The 16,615-nt window shown below is 55.1% G+C and carries 18 protein-coding genes; 16 read left to right on the top strand and 2 right to left on the bottom strand.

Annotation, left to right across the window (positions count from 1 at the left end; translation table 11 throughout):
* From fabD to ptsG, 10 genes are all read left to right on the top strand, one after another.
* Entirely contained in the window at window positions 1-933 is a 933-nt protein-coding gene (gene fabD / locus ACTJKZ_RS07155) for an ACP S-malonyltransferase (protein WP_161733772.1), read from the top strand.
* A 10-nt stretch (window positions 934-943) separates the two neighbouring features.
* Complete coding sequence (gene fabG / locus ACTJKZ_RS07150; protein ID WP_013357455.1) at window positions 944-1,678, top strand: 3-oxoacyl-ACP reductase FabG; 735 nt, start codon at window positions 944-946, stop codon at window positions 1,676-1,678.
* Window positions 1,679-1,832: 154 nt separating this feature from the next.
* Window positions 1,833-2,069, top strand: coding sequence for an acyl carrier protein (acpP, locus tag ACTJKZ_RS07145; protein ID WP_003849865.1), 237 nt, complete (start codon window positions 1,833-1,835; stop codon window positions 2,067-2,069).
* An 84-nt stretch (window positions 2,070-2,153) separates the two neighbouring features.
* The gene (gene fabF / locus ACTJKZ_RS07140) at window positions 2,154-3,395 is read left to right on the top strand and encodes a beta-ketoacyl-ACP synthase II (protein WP_260057894.1); all 1,242 of its coding nucleotides are present in this window, start codon (window positions 2,154-2,156) and stop codon (window positions 3,393-3,395) included.
* Window positions 3,396-3,486: 91 nt separating this feature from the next.
* Window positions 3,487-4,302: an aminodeoxychorismate lyase gene (gene pabC / locus ACTJKZ_RS07135; protein WP_161733768.1), complete on the top strand. Its 816-nt coding sequence runs from the start codon at window positions 3,487-3,489 to the stop codon at window positions 4,300-4,302.
* Window positions 4,299-5,318 (top strand): cell division protein YceG, encoded by a 1,020-nt coding sequence (yceG, locus tag ACTJKZ_RS07130; RefSeq protein ID WP_440829408.1) that lies wholly within the window; start codon window positions 4,299-4,301, stop codon window positions 5,316-5,318. The genes pabC and yceG overlap by 4 nt, the downstream gene beginning before the upstream one ends.
* Window positions 5,308-5,940 carry a dTMP kinase gene (gene tmk, locus ACTJKZ_RS07125; RefSeq protein ID WP_161733763.1) on the top strand — a complete coding sequence of 211 codons (633 nt, stop codon included), beginning with the start codon at window positions 5,308-5,310 and terminating at the stop codon, window positions 5,938-5,940. Before yceG ends, tmk begins: the two co-directional genes overlap by 11 nt.
* Entirely contained in the window at window positions 5,940-6,929 is a 990-nt protein-coding gene (gene holB / locus ACTJKZ_RS07120; protein ID WP_161733761.1) for a DNA polymerase III subunit delta', read from the top strand. Before tmk ends, holB begins: the two co-directional genes overlap by 1 nt.
* 18 nt (window positions 6,930-6,947) lie before the next feature.
* Entirely contained in the window at window positions 6,948-7,739 is a 792-nt protein-coding gene (locus tag ACTJKZ_RS07115; RefSeq protein ID WP_440829407.1) for a metal-dependent hydrolase, read from the top strand.
* 289 nt (window positions 7,740-8,028) lie between these two features.
* Window positions 8,029-9,465, top strand: a complete 1,437-nt coding sequence (ptsG, locus tag ACTJKZ_RS07110; protein WP_161733757.1) for a PTS glucose transporter subunit IIBC — start codon at window positions 8,029-8,031, stop codon at window positions 9,463-9,465.
* Window positions 9,466-9,517: 52 nt separating this feature from the next.
* On the opposite strand, the gene bglB is transcribed toward ptsG, so the two are convergent.
* Both bglB and ACTJKZ_RS07100 read right to left on the bottom strand, forming a co-directional pair.
* Window positions 9,518-10,657, bottom strand: a complete 1,140-nt coding sequence (gene bglB / locus ACTJKZ_RS07105; protein WP_253421593.1) for a beta-galactosidase BglB — start codon at window positions 10,655-10,657, stop codon at window positions 9,518-9,520.
* 3 nt (window positions 10,658-10,660) lie between these two features.
* The gene (locus ACTJKZ_RS07100) at window positions 10,661-12,259 is read right to left on the bottom strand and encodes an MFS transporter (RefSeq protein WP_161733753.1); all 1,599 of its coding nucleotides are present in this window, start codon (window positions 12,257-12,259) and stop codon (window positions 10,661-10,663) included.
* Window positions 12,260-12,623: 364 nt separating this feature from the next.
* Here ACTJKZ_RS07100 and hinT point away from each other — a divergent pair, with 364 nt between their 5' ends.
* The 6 genes from hinT to ycfP are packed head-to-tail and all read left to right on the top strand — an operon-like array spanning window position 12,624 to window position 16,430.
* A complete protein-coding gene (gene hinT / locus ACTJKZ_RS07095) occupies window positions 12,624-12,974 on the top strand; it encodes a purine nucleoside phosphoramidase (protein ID WP_013357465.1) in 351 nt (116 codons plus the stop codon).
* Window positions 12,975-12,994: 20 nt separating this feature from the next.
* The gene (locus ACTJKZ_RS07090; RefSeq protein WP_033732268.1) at window positions 12,995-13,363 is read left to right on the top strand and encodes a YcfL family protein; all 369 of its coding nucleotides are present in this window, start codon (window positions 12,995-12,997) and stop codon (window positions 13,361-13,363) included.
* 11 nt (window positions 13,364-13,374) lie between these two features.
* A complete protein-coding gene (lpoB, locus tag ACTJKZ_RS07085; RefSeq protein WP_161733749.1) occupies window positions 13,375-13,968 on the top strand; it encodes a penicillin-binding protein activator LpoB in 594 nt (197 codons plus the stop codon).
* Window positions 13,955-14,767, top strand: a complete 813-nt coding sequence (gene thiK, locus ACTJKZ_RS07080) for a thiamine kinase (protein WP_440829406.1) — start codon at window positions 13,955-13,957, stop codon at window positions 14,765-14,767. Before lpoB ends, thiK begins: the two co-directional genes overlap by 14 nt.
* Window positions 14,768-14,806: 39 nt before the next feature.
* Window positions 14,807-15,847: a beta-N-acetylhexosaminidase gene (nagZ, locus tag ACTJKZ_RS07075; protein ID WP_440829405.1), complete on the top strand. Its 1,041-nt coding sequence runs from the start codon at window positions 14,807-14,809 to the stop codon at window positions 15,845-15,847.
* 40 nt (window positions 15,848-15,887) lie between these two features.
* Window positions 15,888-16,430 carry an alpha/beta hydrolase YcfP gene (gene ycfP, locus ACTJKZ_RS07070; RefSeq protein ID WP_222924188.1) on the top strand — a complete coding sequence of 181 codons (543 nt, stop codon included), beginning with the start codon at window positions 15,888-15,890 and terminating at the stop codon, window positions 16,428-16,430.
* Window positions 16,431-16,615 lie beyond the last annotated feature (185 nt).

Genomic DNA, 16,615 nt, shown 5'->3' with positions numbered 1-16,615 from the left:
ATGACGCAATTTGCATTTGTTTTTCCGGGTCAGGGTTCACAGACTGTGGGCATGCTGACTGAATTAGCGGCGACGTATCCGCTGGTAGAAGGGACCTTCCGTGAAGCCTCTGACGCGCTGGGCTATGACTTGTGGCAGTTAGTGAGTCAGGGGCCGGCTGAAGAGCTGAACAAAACCTGGCAGACTCAGCCTGCACTGTTAGCCGCCTCTGTAGCAATCTACCGTGTCTGGCAGCAGCAGGGCGGTGAACAGCCTGTCCTGATGGCCGGTCATAGCCTGGGCGAATATTCGGCGCTGGTTTGTGCGGGTGTGCTTAACTTTGCGGATGCGGTGAAGCTGGTTGAACTGCGCGGCAAACTGATGCAGGAAGCGGTGCCAGAAGGCACCGGCGCAATGCAGGCAATTATTGGCCTGGATGACGCGGCTATCCGTAAAGCGTGTGAAGAAAGCGCGCAGGGCCAGGTCGTTTCACCGGTTAACTTCAACTCGCCGGGCCAGGTGGTTATTGCGGGTAACAAAGAAGCCGTTGAACGTGCGGGTGCTGCCTGTAAAGCTGCGGGCGCTAAGCGTGCTCTTCCGCTGCCGGTCAGCGTGCCTTCTCACTGCGCACTGATGAAGCCCGCTGCCGATAAACTGGCCGTTGCCCTGGAAAGCATTACCTTTAATGCCCCTGCAGTACCGGTGATCAATAACGTCGATGTGAAAGCGGAAACTGACGCTGCGGCCATCCGTCATGCGCTGGTTCGTCAGCTCTACAGCCCGGTTCGCTGGACCGAGAGCGTGGAAGCGATGGCGGCACAGGGCGTGACACAACTACTGGAGATGGGGCCAGGTAAAGTCCTGACCGGTCTGACTAAACGTATTGTCGATACCCTGACAGCGGCTGCCGTTAACGATACGACATCCCTGACGGCTGCACTCGGTAAGGAATAAGAGGAAAATCATGAGCTTTGAAGGTAAAGTTGCGCTGGTTACCGGCGCGAGTCGCGGCATTGGTCGTGCGATTGCAGAAACACTGGCGGCACGTGGTGCCAAAGTGGTAGGAACTGCAACCAGCCAGAGTGGCGCCGATGCCATCAGTGCTTACCTTGGCGACAAGGGTAAAGGCCTGTTACTGAACGTAACTGACGCTGATTCAATTAACAGCGTTTTAGAGAATATTCGCGCTGAATTTGGCGAAGTGGATATTTTAGTCAATAATGCAGGCATTACGCGTGATAATCTTCTCATGCGCATGAAGGACGATGAGTGGCAGGATATCCTGGATACTAACCTCACATCGGTATTCCGCCTTTCTAAGGCGGTCCTGCGTGCCATGATGAAAAAGCGCGTGGGCCGTATCATCACCATTGGTTCCGTTGTTGGCACCATGGGTAACGCGGGCCAGGCAAACTACGCAGCAGCAAAGGCGGGTTTGATTGGCTTTAGCAAATCACTGGCGCGCGAAATCGCGTCACGTGGCATTACCGTCAACGTCGTGGCTCCAGGCTTTATTGAGACTGACATGACGCGGGCACTGAACGAAGATCAACGTTCCGGTATTTTGGCGGAAGTCCCTGCGGGTCGCTTAGGCGATGCACAGGAAATCGCCAATGCTGTGGCATTTTTAGCCTCTGACGAAGCAGCCTACATCACAGGTGAAACGCTGCACGTCAATGGCGGAATGTACATGGTCTGATAAATCACGAAATCATTTGCTTTATTTGCGGTTAAAACCGCAAAATAACGCAAAATCGTGGTTCGACCAGCCGGGATTTTGTTGCATCTTTTTCACCATTTTATACACTACGAAAACCATCGCGTAAGCGAGTTTTGATAGGAAATTAAATAGTATGAGCGATATCGAACAACGCGTTAAGAAAATCATCAGTGAGCAGCTGGGTGTGAAAGAGGAAGAAGTCACCAACTCTGCATCTTTCGTAGAAGACCTGGGTGCCGATTCTCTTGATACCGTTGAGCTGGTGATGGCTCTGGAAGAAGAGTTTGATACTGAGATTCCAGACGAAGAAGCTGAGAAAATCACTACCGTTCAGGCAGCGATCGACTACATCAATAGCCATAAAGGCTAATGAATATCTTCAGGCGGTCGCTCGACCGCCTGATTTTTTGTTTGTCCCACATAGTTCCCTATTTCCCCTCCCTGGAGGACGAACGTGTCTAAGCGTCGTGTAGTTGTGACTGGTCTTGGCATGTTGTCTCCTGTCGGCAATACCGTAGAGTCTACCTGGAGTGCTCTCCTTGCCGGTCAGAGCGGCATTACCCTGATCGACCATTTTGATACCAGTGCTTATGCAACCCGTTTTGCAGGTCTGGTAAGAGATTTTAATTGTGATGACTACATCTCGCGCAAAGATCAGCGCAAGATGGATGCCTTCATCCAGTACGGCATTGTGGCCGGTATGCAGGCCATGCAGGACAGCGGTCTGGTTATTACCGATGAAAATGCAAGCCGTATGGGCGCAGCAATTGGCTCCGGTATCGGTGGCTTAGGTCTGATTGAAGAGAATCATACCTCACTGGTCAACGGCGGCCCGCGTAAAATCAGCCCATTCTTTGTGCCTTCAACCATCGTTAACATGGTGGCGGGTCATCTCAGCATCATGTATGGCCTGAAAGGTCCAAGCATCTCTATCGCGACAGCCTGTACCTCTGGTGTGCATAACATCGGTCATGCCGCACGTATCATCGCCTATAACGATGCTGACGTGATGCTGGCGGGTGGCACAGAGAAGGCCAGCACGCCATTAGGCGTCGGTGGATTTGGTGCAGCACGCGCCCTCTCAACCCGTAACGATAACCCGCAAGCGGCCAGCCGCCCGTGGGATAAAGATCGTGACGGTTTTGTGCTGGGTGACGGCGCTGGCATTGTGGTGCTCGAAGAGTACGAACATGCGAAGAAACGTGGTGCGAAAATCTACGCAGAAATCGTAGGTTTTGGTATGAGTAGCGATGCCTACCACATGACTTCACCACCAGAAGATGGCTCAGGTGCAGCGGCGGCCATGACCAATGCGCTGCGTGATGCTCAGCTTACGCCAGAGCAGATTGGCTACGTCAACGCGCACGGTACCTCCACGCCAGCCGGTGATAAAGCGGAAGCGCAGGCGGTGAAATCGGTCTTTGGGGCAGCAGCCAGCAGTGTCATGGTCAGCTCAACCAAATCAATGACCGGACACTTACTGGGTGCCGCAGGCGCTGTTGAATCAATTTACTCGATTCTGGCACTGCGCGACCAGGCCATCCCACCGACCATTAACCTGGACAATCCGGATGAAGGCTGCGATCTCGACTTCGTGCCTCACACCGCGCGTCAGGTTCCCGGTCTGGAGTACACCCTGTGTAACTCCTTTGGTTTCGGTGGAACCAACGGTTCGTTGATCTTCCGTAAAGTGTAATCGTTGCAGATTGTTAAAAAGGCCCGCGATGCGGGCCTTTTTTTATCCTGCAGAATGCGCTGAAATCACGGGTCACGCTCAGGAGAGAACCATGTGGATTAACGGATTCAAACAATCGACGCTGGCCGCCAGCGACCGCGGCCTGCAGTTTGGGGATGGCTGTTTTACTACCGCTGCTGTGCGCGAGGGGAAAATCGTGCTGCTGGAAAGCCACATCCAGCGCCTCAAAGCGGGCTGCGAGCGGTTATGGATTGGCGGCGTCGACTGGGATCAGCTTGAGGCTGAGATGAGTCAGGCCGCGCATGAGCAGGCGCAGGCGGTGCTGAAAGTGATTATCAGCGCGGGCAGCGGCGGACGGGGTTACAGCCGGCGCGGCTGTGGTGAACCCACCCGGGTCGTTTTGCTGGCGCCCTGGCCGCTACACTACGCCGATTTACGGCAGCGGGGAGCTTTACTCCGGCTGAGTCCGATTCGTCTGGCGCGAAACCCGCAGTTTGCCGGTATCAAGCACCTTAACCGGCTGGAACAGGTGATGATTCGGGCTCATCTTGACCAGACAGACGCTGACGAGGCGCTGGTGCTTGACACTGAAGGTTGGGTGGTGGAATGCTGTGCGGCCAATTTATTCTGGCGGCAGGGCGGGCAAATTTTTACGCCTGATATCTCCGCGTCAGGCGTGGATGGCATTATGCGGCGAAGTCTGATGGCGCAACTTGCAGCAGCAGGTCAGGCTTGTCAGGTGATAAAAAGCGAACCGGCACAGCTGCTGGCCGCTGATGAAGTGGTGATATGTAACGCGCTGATGCCGGTTCTGCCGGTCCGACAGATAGAAGCCGTACAGTTTACTGAGCGCTCGCTGTTTAATCAGTTGCACGCAGGCTGTAAAAAGATAATGGATGCATCATGATTCGAAGCAAAAAAATTCTCGTCAGCCTGCTGGCGATTGTGGGTCTCGCGGCTGCGCTGAGTTACTGGCAGGTTAAGCAGTTTGCGGCTACTCCGTTGACCATTAAGCAGGAAACAATCTACACATTGCCAGCCGGTACGGGCCGGGTCGCGCTCCAGGCACAGCTGGAAGAGAAAAACATCATTCCACACAGTATCTGGTTTGGCGCGCTGCTGCGTCTGGAGCCGGAGCTGGCGACCTTTAAAGCGGGCACCTATCGCCTTGAACCGGCCATGACCGTGCGCTCGCTGTTACAGCTGCTGGCCAGTGGTAAAGAGGCGCAGTTCCCTTTACGGTTTGTGGAGGGGCAGCGGCTGAAAGAGTGGCTCAATGAGCTGCGTAAAGCGCCCTATATCCGTCACACTCTGAAAGATGATCAGTTCGCCACGCTTGCCAGCGCACTCAACGTGGAGCCTGAGCAACTGGAGGGCAACTTCTTCCCGGACACGTATCTCTACACCGCCAACACGACCGATATGGCGCTGCTGCAACGCGCGCATGAGCGGATGAAGAAAACCATCGATGAGGTCTGGCAGGGACGGGCGGATAATCTGCCGTACAAAACGCCACAGGATCTGGTGACCCTGGCCTCGATCATTGAGAAAGAGACCGGCGTCAGCGAAGAGCGGGCGCGCGTGGCCTCGGTGTTTATCAATCGCCTGCGCACAGGTATGCGTTTACAGACCGATCCCACGGTGATCTACGGCATGGGTGACAGCTATAACGGTACGCTGACCCGCAAAGATCTTGAGACGGCGAGCGCGTACAATACCTATATCATTAATGGTCTGCCGCCGGGACCGATCGCGATGCCGGGCAAAGCCTCACTGCAGGCAGCGGCCCATCCCGAGAAAACGAACTATCTCTACTTTGTTGCAGACGGCAAGGGCGGACATACGTTTACCACCAACCTCGCCAGCCATAATAAGGCGGTGCAGGTCTACCGGCAGACGCTAAAGGAAAAAAATGAACAGTAAGTTTATCGTCATCGAAGGCCTGGAAGGCGCCGGAAAAACCACCGCACGCGACGCCATTGTCGCTACGCTGCGCGCTCGTGGCATTAGTGATCTGGTTTTTACCCGTGAGCCTGGCGGTACGCCGCTGGCAGAACAGCTCAGGGTGTTAGTCAAGCAGGGCATTGAGGGTGAGCAGGTGACGGATAAAGCCGAACTGCTGATGCTCTATGCGGCGCGGGTTCAGCTGGTGGAGACCGTAATCAAACCGGCACTGGCTCGCGGTGCATGGGTAATTGGCGATCGTCACGATCTCTCCTCTCAGGCTTATCAGGGTGGTGGCCGTGGTCTGGACAGCGAACTGATGCAGACGCTGCGAGATGCAGTCCTGGGCGATTTCCGTCCCGATCTGACGCTCTATCTTGATGTCACGCCTGAGATCGGCCTGCAGCGCGCCCGTGCGCGCGGTGAGCTGGATCGCATCGAGCAGGAGTCGCTGCGCTTCTTTGAACGTACCCGTACACGCTATCTGGCGCTGGCCGCAGACGATCCCACTATCCTGACTATCGATGCAACTCAGTCACTGACCGAGGTGACAGCGTCACTTCAGATGGCGCTGGACAGCTGGCTGGCGGAGCAGATGTGATGAACTGGTATCCGTGGCTGAATCAGCCTTATCGCCAGGTGATTGGCCAGCATCAGGAGAATCGCGCGCATCATGCGCTATTGATCCAGGCGATGGCTGGGATGGGCGATGACGCGCTGGTCTGGGGGATGAGCCGCTGGCTGATGTGCCAGCAGCCGGATGGACTGAAAAGTTGTGGAGCGTGCCACGGTTGCCAGCTGATGCAGGCTAACACGCATCCTGACTGGTATCGGTTAGAGGCGGAGAAGGGCAAAAGTACCCTGGGCATCGACGCGGTGCGGCAGGTGACAGAAAAAATGTATCACTTTGGTCAGCAGGGCGGCGCGAAAGTAGTCTGGCTGCCGGATGCCGCGCAGCTTTCGGAAGCGGCGGCCAACGCCCTGCTGAAAACGCTGGAAGAGCCGCCAGCCAACAGTTGGTTCTTCCTCAGCAGTCGCGATCCGTCACGTCTGCTGGCCACGCTGCGCAGTCGCTGTATGACGCTGCATCTGACGCCGCCCGATGAAGGACAAAGTCTGCTCTGGCTGAAAAAGCAGTCCTCGCACGATGAAAAGATGCTGCTGGCGGCGCTACGCCTCAGCGCAGGTGCGCCGGGCGCGGCGCTCAGCCTGCTGGAAAACGGGCCGTGGCAGGCGCGGCAAAAGCTTTGCGATGCGCTGCCCGCGGCATTGCAGCAGGACATCCTGCAACTGCTGCCTGCGCTGAATGCTGACGATGCGGCAGCACGTATCGGCTGGCTGCTCTCTTTACTGCTGGATGCGATGAAATGGCAGCAAAATGCAGGTCAGTGGCTGAGTAATATTGACCGTCAGGATGTGGTGCAGTTGCTGGCCGGATACTTTTCAGCCAGCGCGCTCAACAGCAGTACCCTGGCCTGGATGCGCTGTCGCGAGCAGTTACTGCATATAGCGTCAGTGAATCGCGAATTATTGCTGACCGATCAGCTTCTGAGCTGGGCGGACAAACAGAAGCCCGCGCAGGTGTGCTAAACCTATCTGAGAGTAATTATGTTTATTGTGGATTCCCATTGCCATCTTGATGGCCTGGACTATGAAAAGAACCATCGTGACCTGGATGATGTGATCGCCAAAGCGGCGGCACGTGATGTGAAATTTATGCTGGCCATCGCCACCACGCTGCCGGGTTTCCATACCCTGAAGAGCCTGGTCGGCGATCGGAAAAATATTGCGCTCTCCTGCGGCGTGCATCCGCTGAATCAGGAAGAGGCCTATGACGTTGAGGCGTTTCGCCAGCTCTCTGCCGATCCTCGGGTCGTCGCGCTCGGTGAAACCGGGCTGGATTATCATTATCAGCCTGAGACAAAAGATCAGCAGCAGCGCTCGTTCCGGGAACATATCCGTACCGGGATTGCACTGAATAAACCGATCATTGTCCACACGCGTGATGCGCGCGAAGATACGCTGGCGATTCTGCGCGAAGAGCAGGTGGAACGCTGTGGCGGTGTGCTGCACTGTTTCACTGAGGATCAGCCCACCGCAGCTAAGCTGCTCGATATGGGCTTTTATATCTCCTTTTCCGGTATCGTCACGTTCCGTAATGCAGAACAGTTACGCGAAGCGGCGCGTTATGTGCCGCTGGACCGGATGCTGGTCGAAACGGATTCACCTTATCTGGCGCCAGTGCCGTATCGTGGTAAAGAGAATCAGCCTGCTTACACACGCGATGTTGCCGATTACCTGGCAGTACTGAAAGGGATCGATGTGGAAACGCTGGCCGCCGCTACCACGCAAAACTTCTCAACGCTGTTCCATATCCCGATGAGCCAGCTTGGCGCGTGATCGGCTTTTATTTCAGCCTCTGTAATTAATCTGTAACCTGCCTGCATGACCCTGTTTTTTCAGACAGGGTCAGCTTTTTATCGTCAATTACCGATGCGCTTCAGTGAGAAATTTCGTAAAGTGCGCCTCTGTAATTGTCGAAACGTGATAGCCATCAAAGTAACAAAACGGGATTTATTTTACCCTTCGTAATAAATCAAAAGGCGGTCACCGCCAGCCCGGCAAAGAATCCTCCCTCTTTGCCACGCGCACTGCGCAAATATGCACTCATACTCAGGAGCTTCACGCTATGTTCAAAAATGCTTTTGCCAACCTTCAAAAGGTCGGTAAATCGCTGATGCTGCCGGTATCGGTTCTGCCGATTGCCGGTATTTTGTTAGGGGTCGGTTCAGCCAATTTCAGCTGGTTACCTGCAGTGGTTTCGCATGTAATGGCAGAAGCGGGTGGATCGGTGTTCGCCAACATGCCGCTGATTTTTGCTATCGGTGTGGCGCTGGGCTTTACCAATAACGATGGCGTTTCGGCGCTGGCAGCAGTGGTTGCCTATGGCATCATGGTGAAAACCCTGGCGGTGGTTGCGCCGCTGGTACTGCATATGCCTGCGGCAGAGATTGAGGCTAAACACCTCGCCGACACCGGGGTTCTGGGCGGCATTATCGCGGGCTCCATCGCCGCTTACATGTTTAACCGCTTTTATCGCATTAAGCTGCCGGAATATCTGGGCTTCTTTGCAGGTAAACGCTTTGTGCCGATTATTTCCGGTCTGGCAGCTATCATTCTCGGCGTGCTGCTCTCCTTTATCTGGCCACCGATAGGTTCTGCGATTCAGGAGTTCTCACAGTGGGCTGCCTATCAGAACCCGGTTGTCGCCTTTGGTATTTATGGCGTAATCGAACGTGCGTTAGTGCCGTTTGGTCTGCATCACATCTGGAACGTTCCTTTCCAGATGCAGATTGGTGAATACACCAATGCGGCAGGTCAGGTGTTCCACGGTGATATCCCACGCTATATGGCGGGTGACCCGACCGCAGGTAAACTTTCTGGCGGCTTCCTGTTCAAAATGTACGGTCTGCCAGCGGCAGCGATTGCTATCTGGCATTCAGCGAAGCCTGAAAATCGCGCTAAAGTGGGCGGTATAATGATCTCCGCCGCACTGACCGCATTCCTGACCGGTATCACCGAACCGATTGAATTCTCATTCATGTTCGTGGCACCGATCCTGTATGTGATCCATGCGCTGCTGGCGGGTCTGGCATTCCCAATCTGTATCCTGCTTGGGATGCGTGATGGCACCAGCTTCTCACACGGTCTGATCGACTTTATCGTACTGAGCGGCAACAGCAGCAAAATCTGGCTGTTCCCGATTGTTGGTATCATCTATGGTCTGGTTTACTACACCGTGTTCCGTGTACTGATCGCGAAGCTGGATCTGAAAACGCCTGGCCGTGAAGAGAGCAGCAGCAGTGAGCAATCTACCGCGACCGGTACCGAGATGGCGGGCAAGCTGGTGGCGGCGTTTGGTGGTAAAGAGAACATCACTAACCTGGATGCCTGTATCACTCGTTTACGCGTCAGCGTCGCCGATGTGGCGAAAGTGGATCAGACTGAACTTAAAAACCTCGGCGCCCGTGGCGTAGTGGTTGCCGGTTCCGGCGTTCAGGCAATTTTCGGGACTAAATCCGATAACCTGAAAACCGATATGGATGATTACATCCGCAGCATGTAATGATTCAGCGATATGAAAAAGCCCCGCTTAGCGGGGCTTTTTTTGGCATGTGTTACAGGTAAACGCGCAGATACTCAGTCAGGCAGAGCAGGGCCATTGCCTGACCATAGGGCATCGAGGTGAGAGGAACCGTGCGGTAGTAGTCCAGATCACTGCCCATCGCGGTACCAAAGGAAACCTGTTTCAGCTCGCCATCGTCATCGATATTCGCAATCACGCCGCGCAACGCTTTTTCCGCTACCTCACGGTACTCAGCAGGGAGATAGCGCTTGCGAACCCCTTTCAGAATGCCATAGGCAAATCCTGCCGTGGCGGAGGCTTCCGGGTAGCTGTCGGGATCATCGAGCAGGGTATGCCACAAGCCGCTGCTGTGCTGACAGGCCTTTAACGCTTTGACCTGTGTCTCCAGCACCTGCTGCAGGAAGCGGCGGGTAGCGTGATGCTCAGGCCAGTTCATCATCTCCAGGAAGTCAGGAATCACAATCGTTACCCAGCTGTTGCCACGAGCCCAGCGTGCATCAGCAAAGTTATGGCGGCCATCGAAGTTCCAGCCGTGGAACCATAAGCCGGTTTCGCGATCCATCAGATACTGGGTGTGCAGCAGGAACTGATAGCTCGCTTCTTCCACCCACTCGTCGCGTTTCAGCAACTGGCCGATTTTGGCCAGCGCCATTACGCTCATCATCAGCGTATCGTCCCAGAGCTGCTGTGTGTTTTCATTGTTATAGACGATGTGCTGCAGGCCGCCCTGTTCGGTGCGCGGCATTTCATACATGACCCACTCAGCCCAGCGCTCAAGCACCGGCACCCAGGCCGGGTTACCGGTCTCTTCATAACGGTAAGCCAGCGTCAGAAAAGGACAAACGGTATTCACATTTTTGGTCGGCGTTCCTTCCGCCAGACGCTCAGTGAACCACTCATCAATGATCGCCAGCGTCTGCTGATCGCCGGTTTGCTGATAGTAGTGCAACATGCCATACAGACCGATGCCATGTGTCCATTCCCAACCCGCCCAGCCTTTGGTATCAATCACCCGGCCATCGTCCAGCCGTAATAAAAATTCGCCTGTCTCATCGGTGATGTTAACCAGATTTTGTGTCAGCTTTTGAATCAGCTGTACCAGTTCGCTGCGTGGCAGCAGATGCTCAGGTTGGCACAATAATTTGCTGTGTTTAACGGGAAATACAGTCATGGTTTATTCCTGTCGTTTTAAGGTCGGGTTTATAGAAGGGTGTAAAGAGGGGTGCGCGGACAATTTTTCCGGCGCTGGCTTATTACGGTTAAGAAAGCCAATGTTATTGTTGCCCCACAGATTTTCGTAAGGCATGCCTGCCAGCGTTTCAACTACCCCACGTGCTTCCGGGGTGATGCTTTCCGGCACGATGCGGTCCGCTTCGCGCATTTTCAGCGTCTCCTGGCGCAGGACAGTATGGGTCTGTAGATTAAGTTTAAAGCGCAGCGACACAATAAAGCCGCAGGCCAGAACGGCCACTGTACCGATACTCAGGATCGCCAGGATAGTGTGGCTGACGCCGGGTAGCTGGGTCGCCTGGCCAGAGACAAAACCAGAGAGCTGCAGCACGATACCGACCAGCATGACGGCACCAGCCTGCGACGCTTTACGTGTCAGGGTCATAATGCCGGCAAAAATGCCTTCACGGCGCTGACCGGTGATGGCCTCATCGACATCTGCGATATAGGTATAAGTGTTCCATGGCACATAATTAATGCCGCCACGTCCCAGGCCTGCCAGGGCAGAGATCGCTAACAGCAGGGACATGTTGTCGTTCATGCCGGCATACCACAATCCGGCATAGGAGAGCGACGCCAGGCCAAACAGGATAGCCACCAGACGGTAGGCAGGTGCAGGCCCCATGCGGATACAGAGCGGGATCATCGCCATCACGGCAATAAACTGCAGCACTGCCATGGTGCCCATCAGACTGGAGGCAACCTGGGCACTCTGCATCAGCACAAAGACCACATACCAGGTAAAGACGGCATTAAAAACATCCTGGGCAATGTAGCCGCCGAGGTACATGCCAAGGTGCTGGCGGAAGATGCGGATACGTAAAGTTGAGGCCAGCTCAACGTACAGCCGTTTAAGATTCTGCATCAGCGTCAGCTGCTGTTTTTCCTGTTCAGCACGCCGCGACTCGGCAGAGAAATCATCCGGGTGACGCTCCCAGGTAAAGCACCACACCAGCGTCAGCACCAGCGCGCAGATTACCGAGAACACCAGGCTGGCGTAGAAGAAGGAGAGAGGATTATCTTTGCCCAGCATACCCAGCAAAATACCGGGTAAAAAGGCGGCCAGAATGGCCGATAGCTGAGCCAGGCCGATGCGGGCACCGGAGAAGCGGGTTTTTTGTTTGAAATCGTCGGTCATTTCCGGCACCAGCGTTTCATACGGCACCAGGATCATGGTGTAGACGATATCAAACAGCAGGTAAGTGCAGAGATACCACCAGAAACTCATGTCGCTGACCCACATCAGGCTATAACTGAATACACAGGGTATGCCGAGCAGGATAAAGAATTTGCGGCGGCCAAAGCGCTTGCCCAGCCAGGTCGAACCGAAGTTATCGGTCAGAAAGCCCATCAGCGGACTGACTATCGCATCCAGCACGCGGGCAGCGGCAAAGATCAGCGTAGCCTGAATCGGGGTTAACCCACAAAAGGTGGTGTAAAAATAGAGCAACCAGGCGGCGGTCAGCGCCGTGGTACCTGCTCCAAGAAAATCTCCGGAACCGTAGGCCAGATAGTGGCCAAGACCAATTTTACGTGAGCGCATGTCTGATGCTCCTTGATGTTTATGGCGGTTTATCCCTGGTGACGCCGGTCATCTCACCCGGACTGGTTAGCAAAGTAGAACTGACGGGGCGGCTAAACCTTCGCAATTTGGCAAGTGCTGGCGCTGAAGTGGCAGTCATACAAAGAAAAGGGTGGCGAAATTCTAATTTATAAAACAGCGTTTCATTTTATGGTGTGGCAGCGGCGTTGCCGGCATTCTGAACAGGGTGCGGGTCACGGAGAGAGGGTGCTGCTGCAAAGGCAGGCGAACAATGCAAGAAAAGTGGTCCTGAGGTTGAAAGAAAACAAATTTCTCCCGCATACTGATTGATTAAGACTCAGGCTAAAGCTAAAGGAATTGCACCATGGCAGAAGAAACCATTTTTAGTAAAATTATCCGCCGCGAAATCCCCGCTGATGTGGTTTATCAGGATGAGCTGGTCACTGCCTTTCGCGACATTTCGCCCAAAGCCCCGACCCATATTTTAATCGTGCCGAATGTGCTGATCCCAACGGTCAACGAGGCGGAAGCGGCGCATGAGCATGCGCTGGGACGTATGTTTACTACCGCGGCGAAAATCGCGCGTCAGGAAGGTATCGATCAAAATGGTTATCGGCTGATTGTGAACTGCAATCAACATGGTGGTCAGGAGGTCTATCACATCCATATGCATCTGCTGGGCGGCGAACCGCTAGGCCCGATGCTCTCTGACTGACCTGATAACGGAAAAATGCTATGCGATCCTGGCTGACTGGCCTGCCGATCCTGCTCTGCCTGACGGCCTGCAGCAGTGAAAAACCGATGATCAATACGTCACAGTCGCTGGTGATGGAGTCCTCTGTGTTGTCGGCAGGGATCATTACCGATGAACCGACGCTGGATGAGAACGATGGACTGAAGCGTGCCACCAGCGTGCTCTATAATCAGCGCGAAACACCGGTTGTTGTGCACTATCGTTACTACTGGTATGACGACAAAGGGCTGGAAATCACCCCGCAGGAACCGGCGCAGACCGTTACCGTTCCGGCGCAGGGCAGCATTGTCGCCACCTCGCAGCTGGGTAACCTGACTGCCAGCAAGGTTCGTCTTTATCTCTATCTTTAAGGATTTTCTACGTGATACGCAGTGTTAATCGTACCGGAGCGCTCCTGATGGCGCTCATTCTGACCGGCTGTGTGGTGAAACAGCAGCAGCCTGCCCCGGTTGAACCGACTCAACCTGTGGAGCCGGTGCAGCCCGTTCCACAACCTGAACCGGTGCCGCAACCACAGCCAGTGCCGCAACCACCGAAACTGGTCACTATCAACTGGGATGCCAGCGTTCAGCCGCTGGTGGCGCAGATGTTACAGGCCGCCAGCGCCGAGCCGGGCAGCGTGTTGCTGGTAGACCGCATCAAAAACAGTACCAATGGCGCGCTGCAAAGCGAAAAAGCGACAGCGGCTATCCAGAATGCGCTGAACAACAACGGCAAATTCACGCTGGTTTCTGCCGATCAACTGGCGCAGGCTAAGCAGACGCTGGGATTATCGCCGGATGACAGCCTGAACTCGCGCAGTAAAGCGATTGGCCTGGCGCGTAACGTTAATGCTCAGTATGTGCTTTACAGCAACGCGCGAGGCGATGTCAAAGCGCCGACGCTGCAGATGCAGCTGATGCTGGTTCAGACAGGCGAGATCATCTGGTCCGGCAACGGCATTGCACAGAATTAATTCCGCCTTTCAGCGGGTAATTCAGCAGGTTACCGGCGAGCCAGATAAGGTATCCACTATCCCGCTGGCCGGTCTGACCGGGCACAGCCAGAAGATTGTCAGCCCGCGCGGAACCTTTATCGCGCGGGCGGCACCGCAACCGGCTATTCCGTTTGTGGATCGGCAGCGCGAATTCCGTCTGTTACGCAAATTGCAAGACAGCGGACTGGCACCGCAGCCCGTGGCAGGGCATCGTCAGGGGATTATCCTGACCTGGTGCGCAGGCGAAGCGCTGGATGAACACTGCTTCAGCCAGCAGCGTCCACAGATCGTGGCACTCCTGCGGCAGCTACATCAGCAGCCGCTGACCGGCTATCGTCTGCAGTTGTTGCCGCTGTTATGGCGCTACTGGCAGCTCACGCCACAGCGGCATCACCGCTGGTTGCGGGCGCTCAGGCGTCTGACGCAGCAGGGTGAACCCCAGCCGCTGAGGCTGGCTCCGCTGCACATGGATCTGCATGCCGGCAATGTCATACAAGGTCCCGAAGGTCTGCGTCTGATCGACTGGGAATATGCCGCCGATGGCGACGTGGCGCTGGAGCTGGCGGCTGTCTGTGCCAGCGATCCGCAGCACCATGCTGACTGGCTGGCAGAGTACGCCGCAGCGATGCAACTGCCTCTTCCCGCGCTGGTGCAGCAGGTCAGACGCTGGCAACCCTGGCTGCGTCTGCTGATGGCCAGCTGGTATCAGCTGCGTGCCGGTCAGGGTGACGACGAAACATTACACCAGCTGGCCCGACAGAGCTGGGAACAGATTTAATCGCGTTACGCAGGTGCGTTTCGCTACAGGATTCAGGTTATGAGATCAGATTTACCCGGCCCTCTGATGCTCGACGTCGAGGGTTATGAACTGGATGGCGAAGAACGCGACATCCTGCAGCATCCGCTGGTGGGCGGCTTAATTTTATTTGCCCGAAACTATCACGACCCGGCTCAGCTGGCAGAGCTGGTGCGACAGATCCGCGCCGCCTCTCACACCCGGCTGGTGGTGGCGGTGGATCAGGAGGGCGGTCGCGTGCAGCGTTTCCGTGACGGCTTTACCCAACTGCCTGCCATGCAATCCTTTGCGGCACTTCACGATGCAGAAACCGCTGGCGAAATGGCGCAGCAGGCGGGCTGGCAGATGGCGGCCGAGATGATTGCCATGGATATCGACATCAGCTTCGCGCCGGTACTCGATATTGGTCATATCAGCGCCGCGATTGGCGATCGTTCTTTCCATGCCGATCCGGCGATTGCTCTGGCTGTTGCCCGCCGCTTTATTGCGGGGATGCACGAGGCGGGCATGAAGACGACCGGCAAACATTTCCCGGGACATGGCGCGGTCAGCGCTGATTCGCATAAAGAGACGCCACGCGATCCACGCGATGAAAAAACGCTGCGTGAGCACGACATGGCGATTTTCAGCAGGCTGATTACCGAGCAGGCACTGGATGCGATTATGCCTGCACATGTCATCTACACCGACGTTGATTCGCTGCCCGCCAGTGGTTCGCCCTACTGGCTTAAAACTGTGCTGCGCGAGCAGTTGGGTTTCGACGGCGTGATTTTCTCCGACGATCTCTCAATGGAGGGCGCCGCTGTAATGGGCAGCTATCCTGAGCGCGCGCAGCAATCCCTTTCTGCCGGTTGTGACATGATTCTGGTCTGCAATCAGCGGCAGGGTGCTATCAGTGTGCTGGATAACCTGATCCTGGTCGGGTCAGAGCGGATTACGCAGCTGTATCATCAGGGCAGGTTTACCCGCGATGAACTGCAGGCTACACATCGCTGGAAAAATAATGCCCAGCAACTGAGTGCACTTCAGGAACGCTGGCTGGCTCACAAAGCGTCGTGGTAGGCAGTGACTGCCCGGCGCTATCACTAACCTGAGGATTATCATGATCATCTATCTGCACGGTTTTGATTCCAGTAGTCCGGGCAATCACGAAAAGGTGCTGCAACTGCAATTTATCGATCCAGACGTCAGGTTGATCAGTTACAGCACCCGTCATCCTAAACATGACATGCAATTTCTGCTGAAAGAGACCGATAAAATGCTGACGCTGTCCGACGACGACCGCCCGCTGATTTGTGGCGTCGGGCTGGGCGGTTTCTGGTCAGAGCGCATCGGTTTTCTGTGCGGTATCCGGCAGGCGATCTTCAATCCCAACCTCTTTCCGCAGGAGAATATGGAGGGGAAGATCGACCGGCCAGAAGAGTACCAGGACATCGCCACGAAATGCGTCAGCGATTTTCGCGAACGCAATCGTGACCGCTGTCTGACTTTTCTCTCCCGTCAGGATGAGGCACTGGACAGCCAGCGCACCGCCGACCAGCTGCATCCCTTCTATGAAATCGTCTGGGACGAGACTGAGGGGCATAAGTTCAAAAATATATCCCCACATCTTCAGCGGATAAAAGCTTTCAAAACATCAGGTTAAGCCGAACAGGCACCGCAAGGTGCCTGTTTTTATTACGTAATTATCCGAGTTTTATTTCCCCGCTTTGATGTATATCAATATTCTTATGTTCTCCTCTTCCCGCCATGTTATTCTGCCAGCAGATTGCGATTTTAACTTCGCCAACCCTATGTTTCTTAAGGTTTAATTTAACCTTTGGTTAACTT

Origin of the sequence: Pantoea sp. 22096, assembly GCF_052045955.1 — a bacterium.
Lineage (GTDB): Bacteria > Pseudomonadota > Gammaproteobacteria > Enterobacterales > Enterobacteriaceae > Pantoea > Pantoea alfalfae.
This window is presented reverse-complemented; position numbering and strand designations above follow the sequence as displayed.

What these genes read in the sequence shown, in the direction of transcription:
- fabD (WP_161733772.1), top strand. Translation starts at nt 1, where the DNA reads ATGACGCAATTTGCATTTGTTTTTCCGGGTCAGGGTTCACAGACTGTG.
- fabG (WP_013357455.1), top strand. Translation starts at nt 944, where the DNA reads ATGAGCTTTGAAGGTAAAGTTGCGCTGGTTACCGGCGCGAGTCGCGGC.
- acpP (WP_003849865.1), top strand. Translation starts at nt 1,833, where the DNA reads ATGAGCGATATCGAACAACGCGTTAAGAAAATCATCAGTGAGCAGCTG.
- pabC (WP_161733768.1), top strand. Translation starts at nt 3,487, where the DNA reads ATGTGGATTAACGGATTCAAACAATCGACGCTGGCCGCCAGCGACCGC.
- yceG (WP_440829408.1), top strand. Translation starts at nt 4,299, where the DNA reads ATGATTCGAAGCAAAAAAATTCTCGTCAGCCTGCTGGCGATTGTGGGT.
- tmk (WP_161733763.1), top strand. Translation starts at nt 5,308, where the DNA reads ATGAACAGTAAGTTTATCGTCATCGAAGGCCTGGAAGGCGCCGGAAAA.
- holB (WP_161733761.1), top strand. Translation starts at nt 5,940, where the DNA reads ATGAACTGGTATCCGTGGCTGAATCAGCCTTATCGCCAGGTGATTGGC.
- ACTJKZ_RS07115 (WP_440829407.1), top strand. Translation starts at nt 6,948, where the DNA reads ATGTTTATTGTGGATTCCCATTGCCATCTTGATGGCCTGGACTATGAA.
- ptsG (WP_161733757.1), top strand. Translation starts at nt 8,029, where the DNA reads ATGTTCAAAAATGCTTTTGCCAACCTTCAAAAGGTCGGTAAATCGCTG.
- bglB (WP_253421593.1), bottom strand. Translation starts at nt 10,657, where the DNA reads ATGACTGTATTTCCCGTTAAACACAGCAAATTATTGTGCCAACCTGAG.
- ACTJKZ_RS07100 (WP_161733753.1), bottom strand. Translation starts at nt 12,259, where the DNA reads ATGCGCTCACGTAAAATTGGTCTTGGCCACTATCTGGCCTACGGTTCC.
- hinT (WP_013357465.1), top strand. Translation starts at nt 12,624, where the DNA reads ATGGCAGAAGAAACCATTTTTAGTAAAATTATCCGCCGCGAAATCCCC.
- ACTJKZ_RS07090 (WP_033732268.1), top strand. Translation starts at nt 12,995, where the DNA reads ATGCGATCCTGGCTGACTGGCCTGCCGATCCTGCTCTGCCTGACGGCC.
- nagZ (WP_440829405.1), top strand. Translation starts at nt 14,807, where the DNA reads ATGAGATCAGATTTACCCGGCCCTCTGATGCTCGACGTCGAGGGTTAT.
- ycfP (WP_222924188.1), top strand. Translation starts at nt 15,888, where the DNA reads ATGATCATCTATCTGCACGGTTTTGATTCCAGTAGTCCGGGCAATCAC.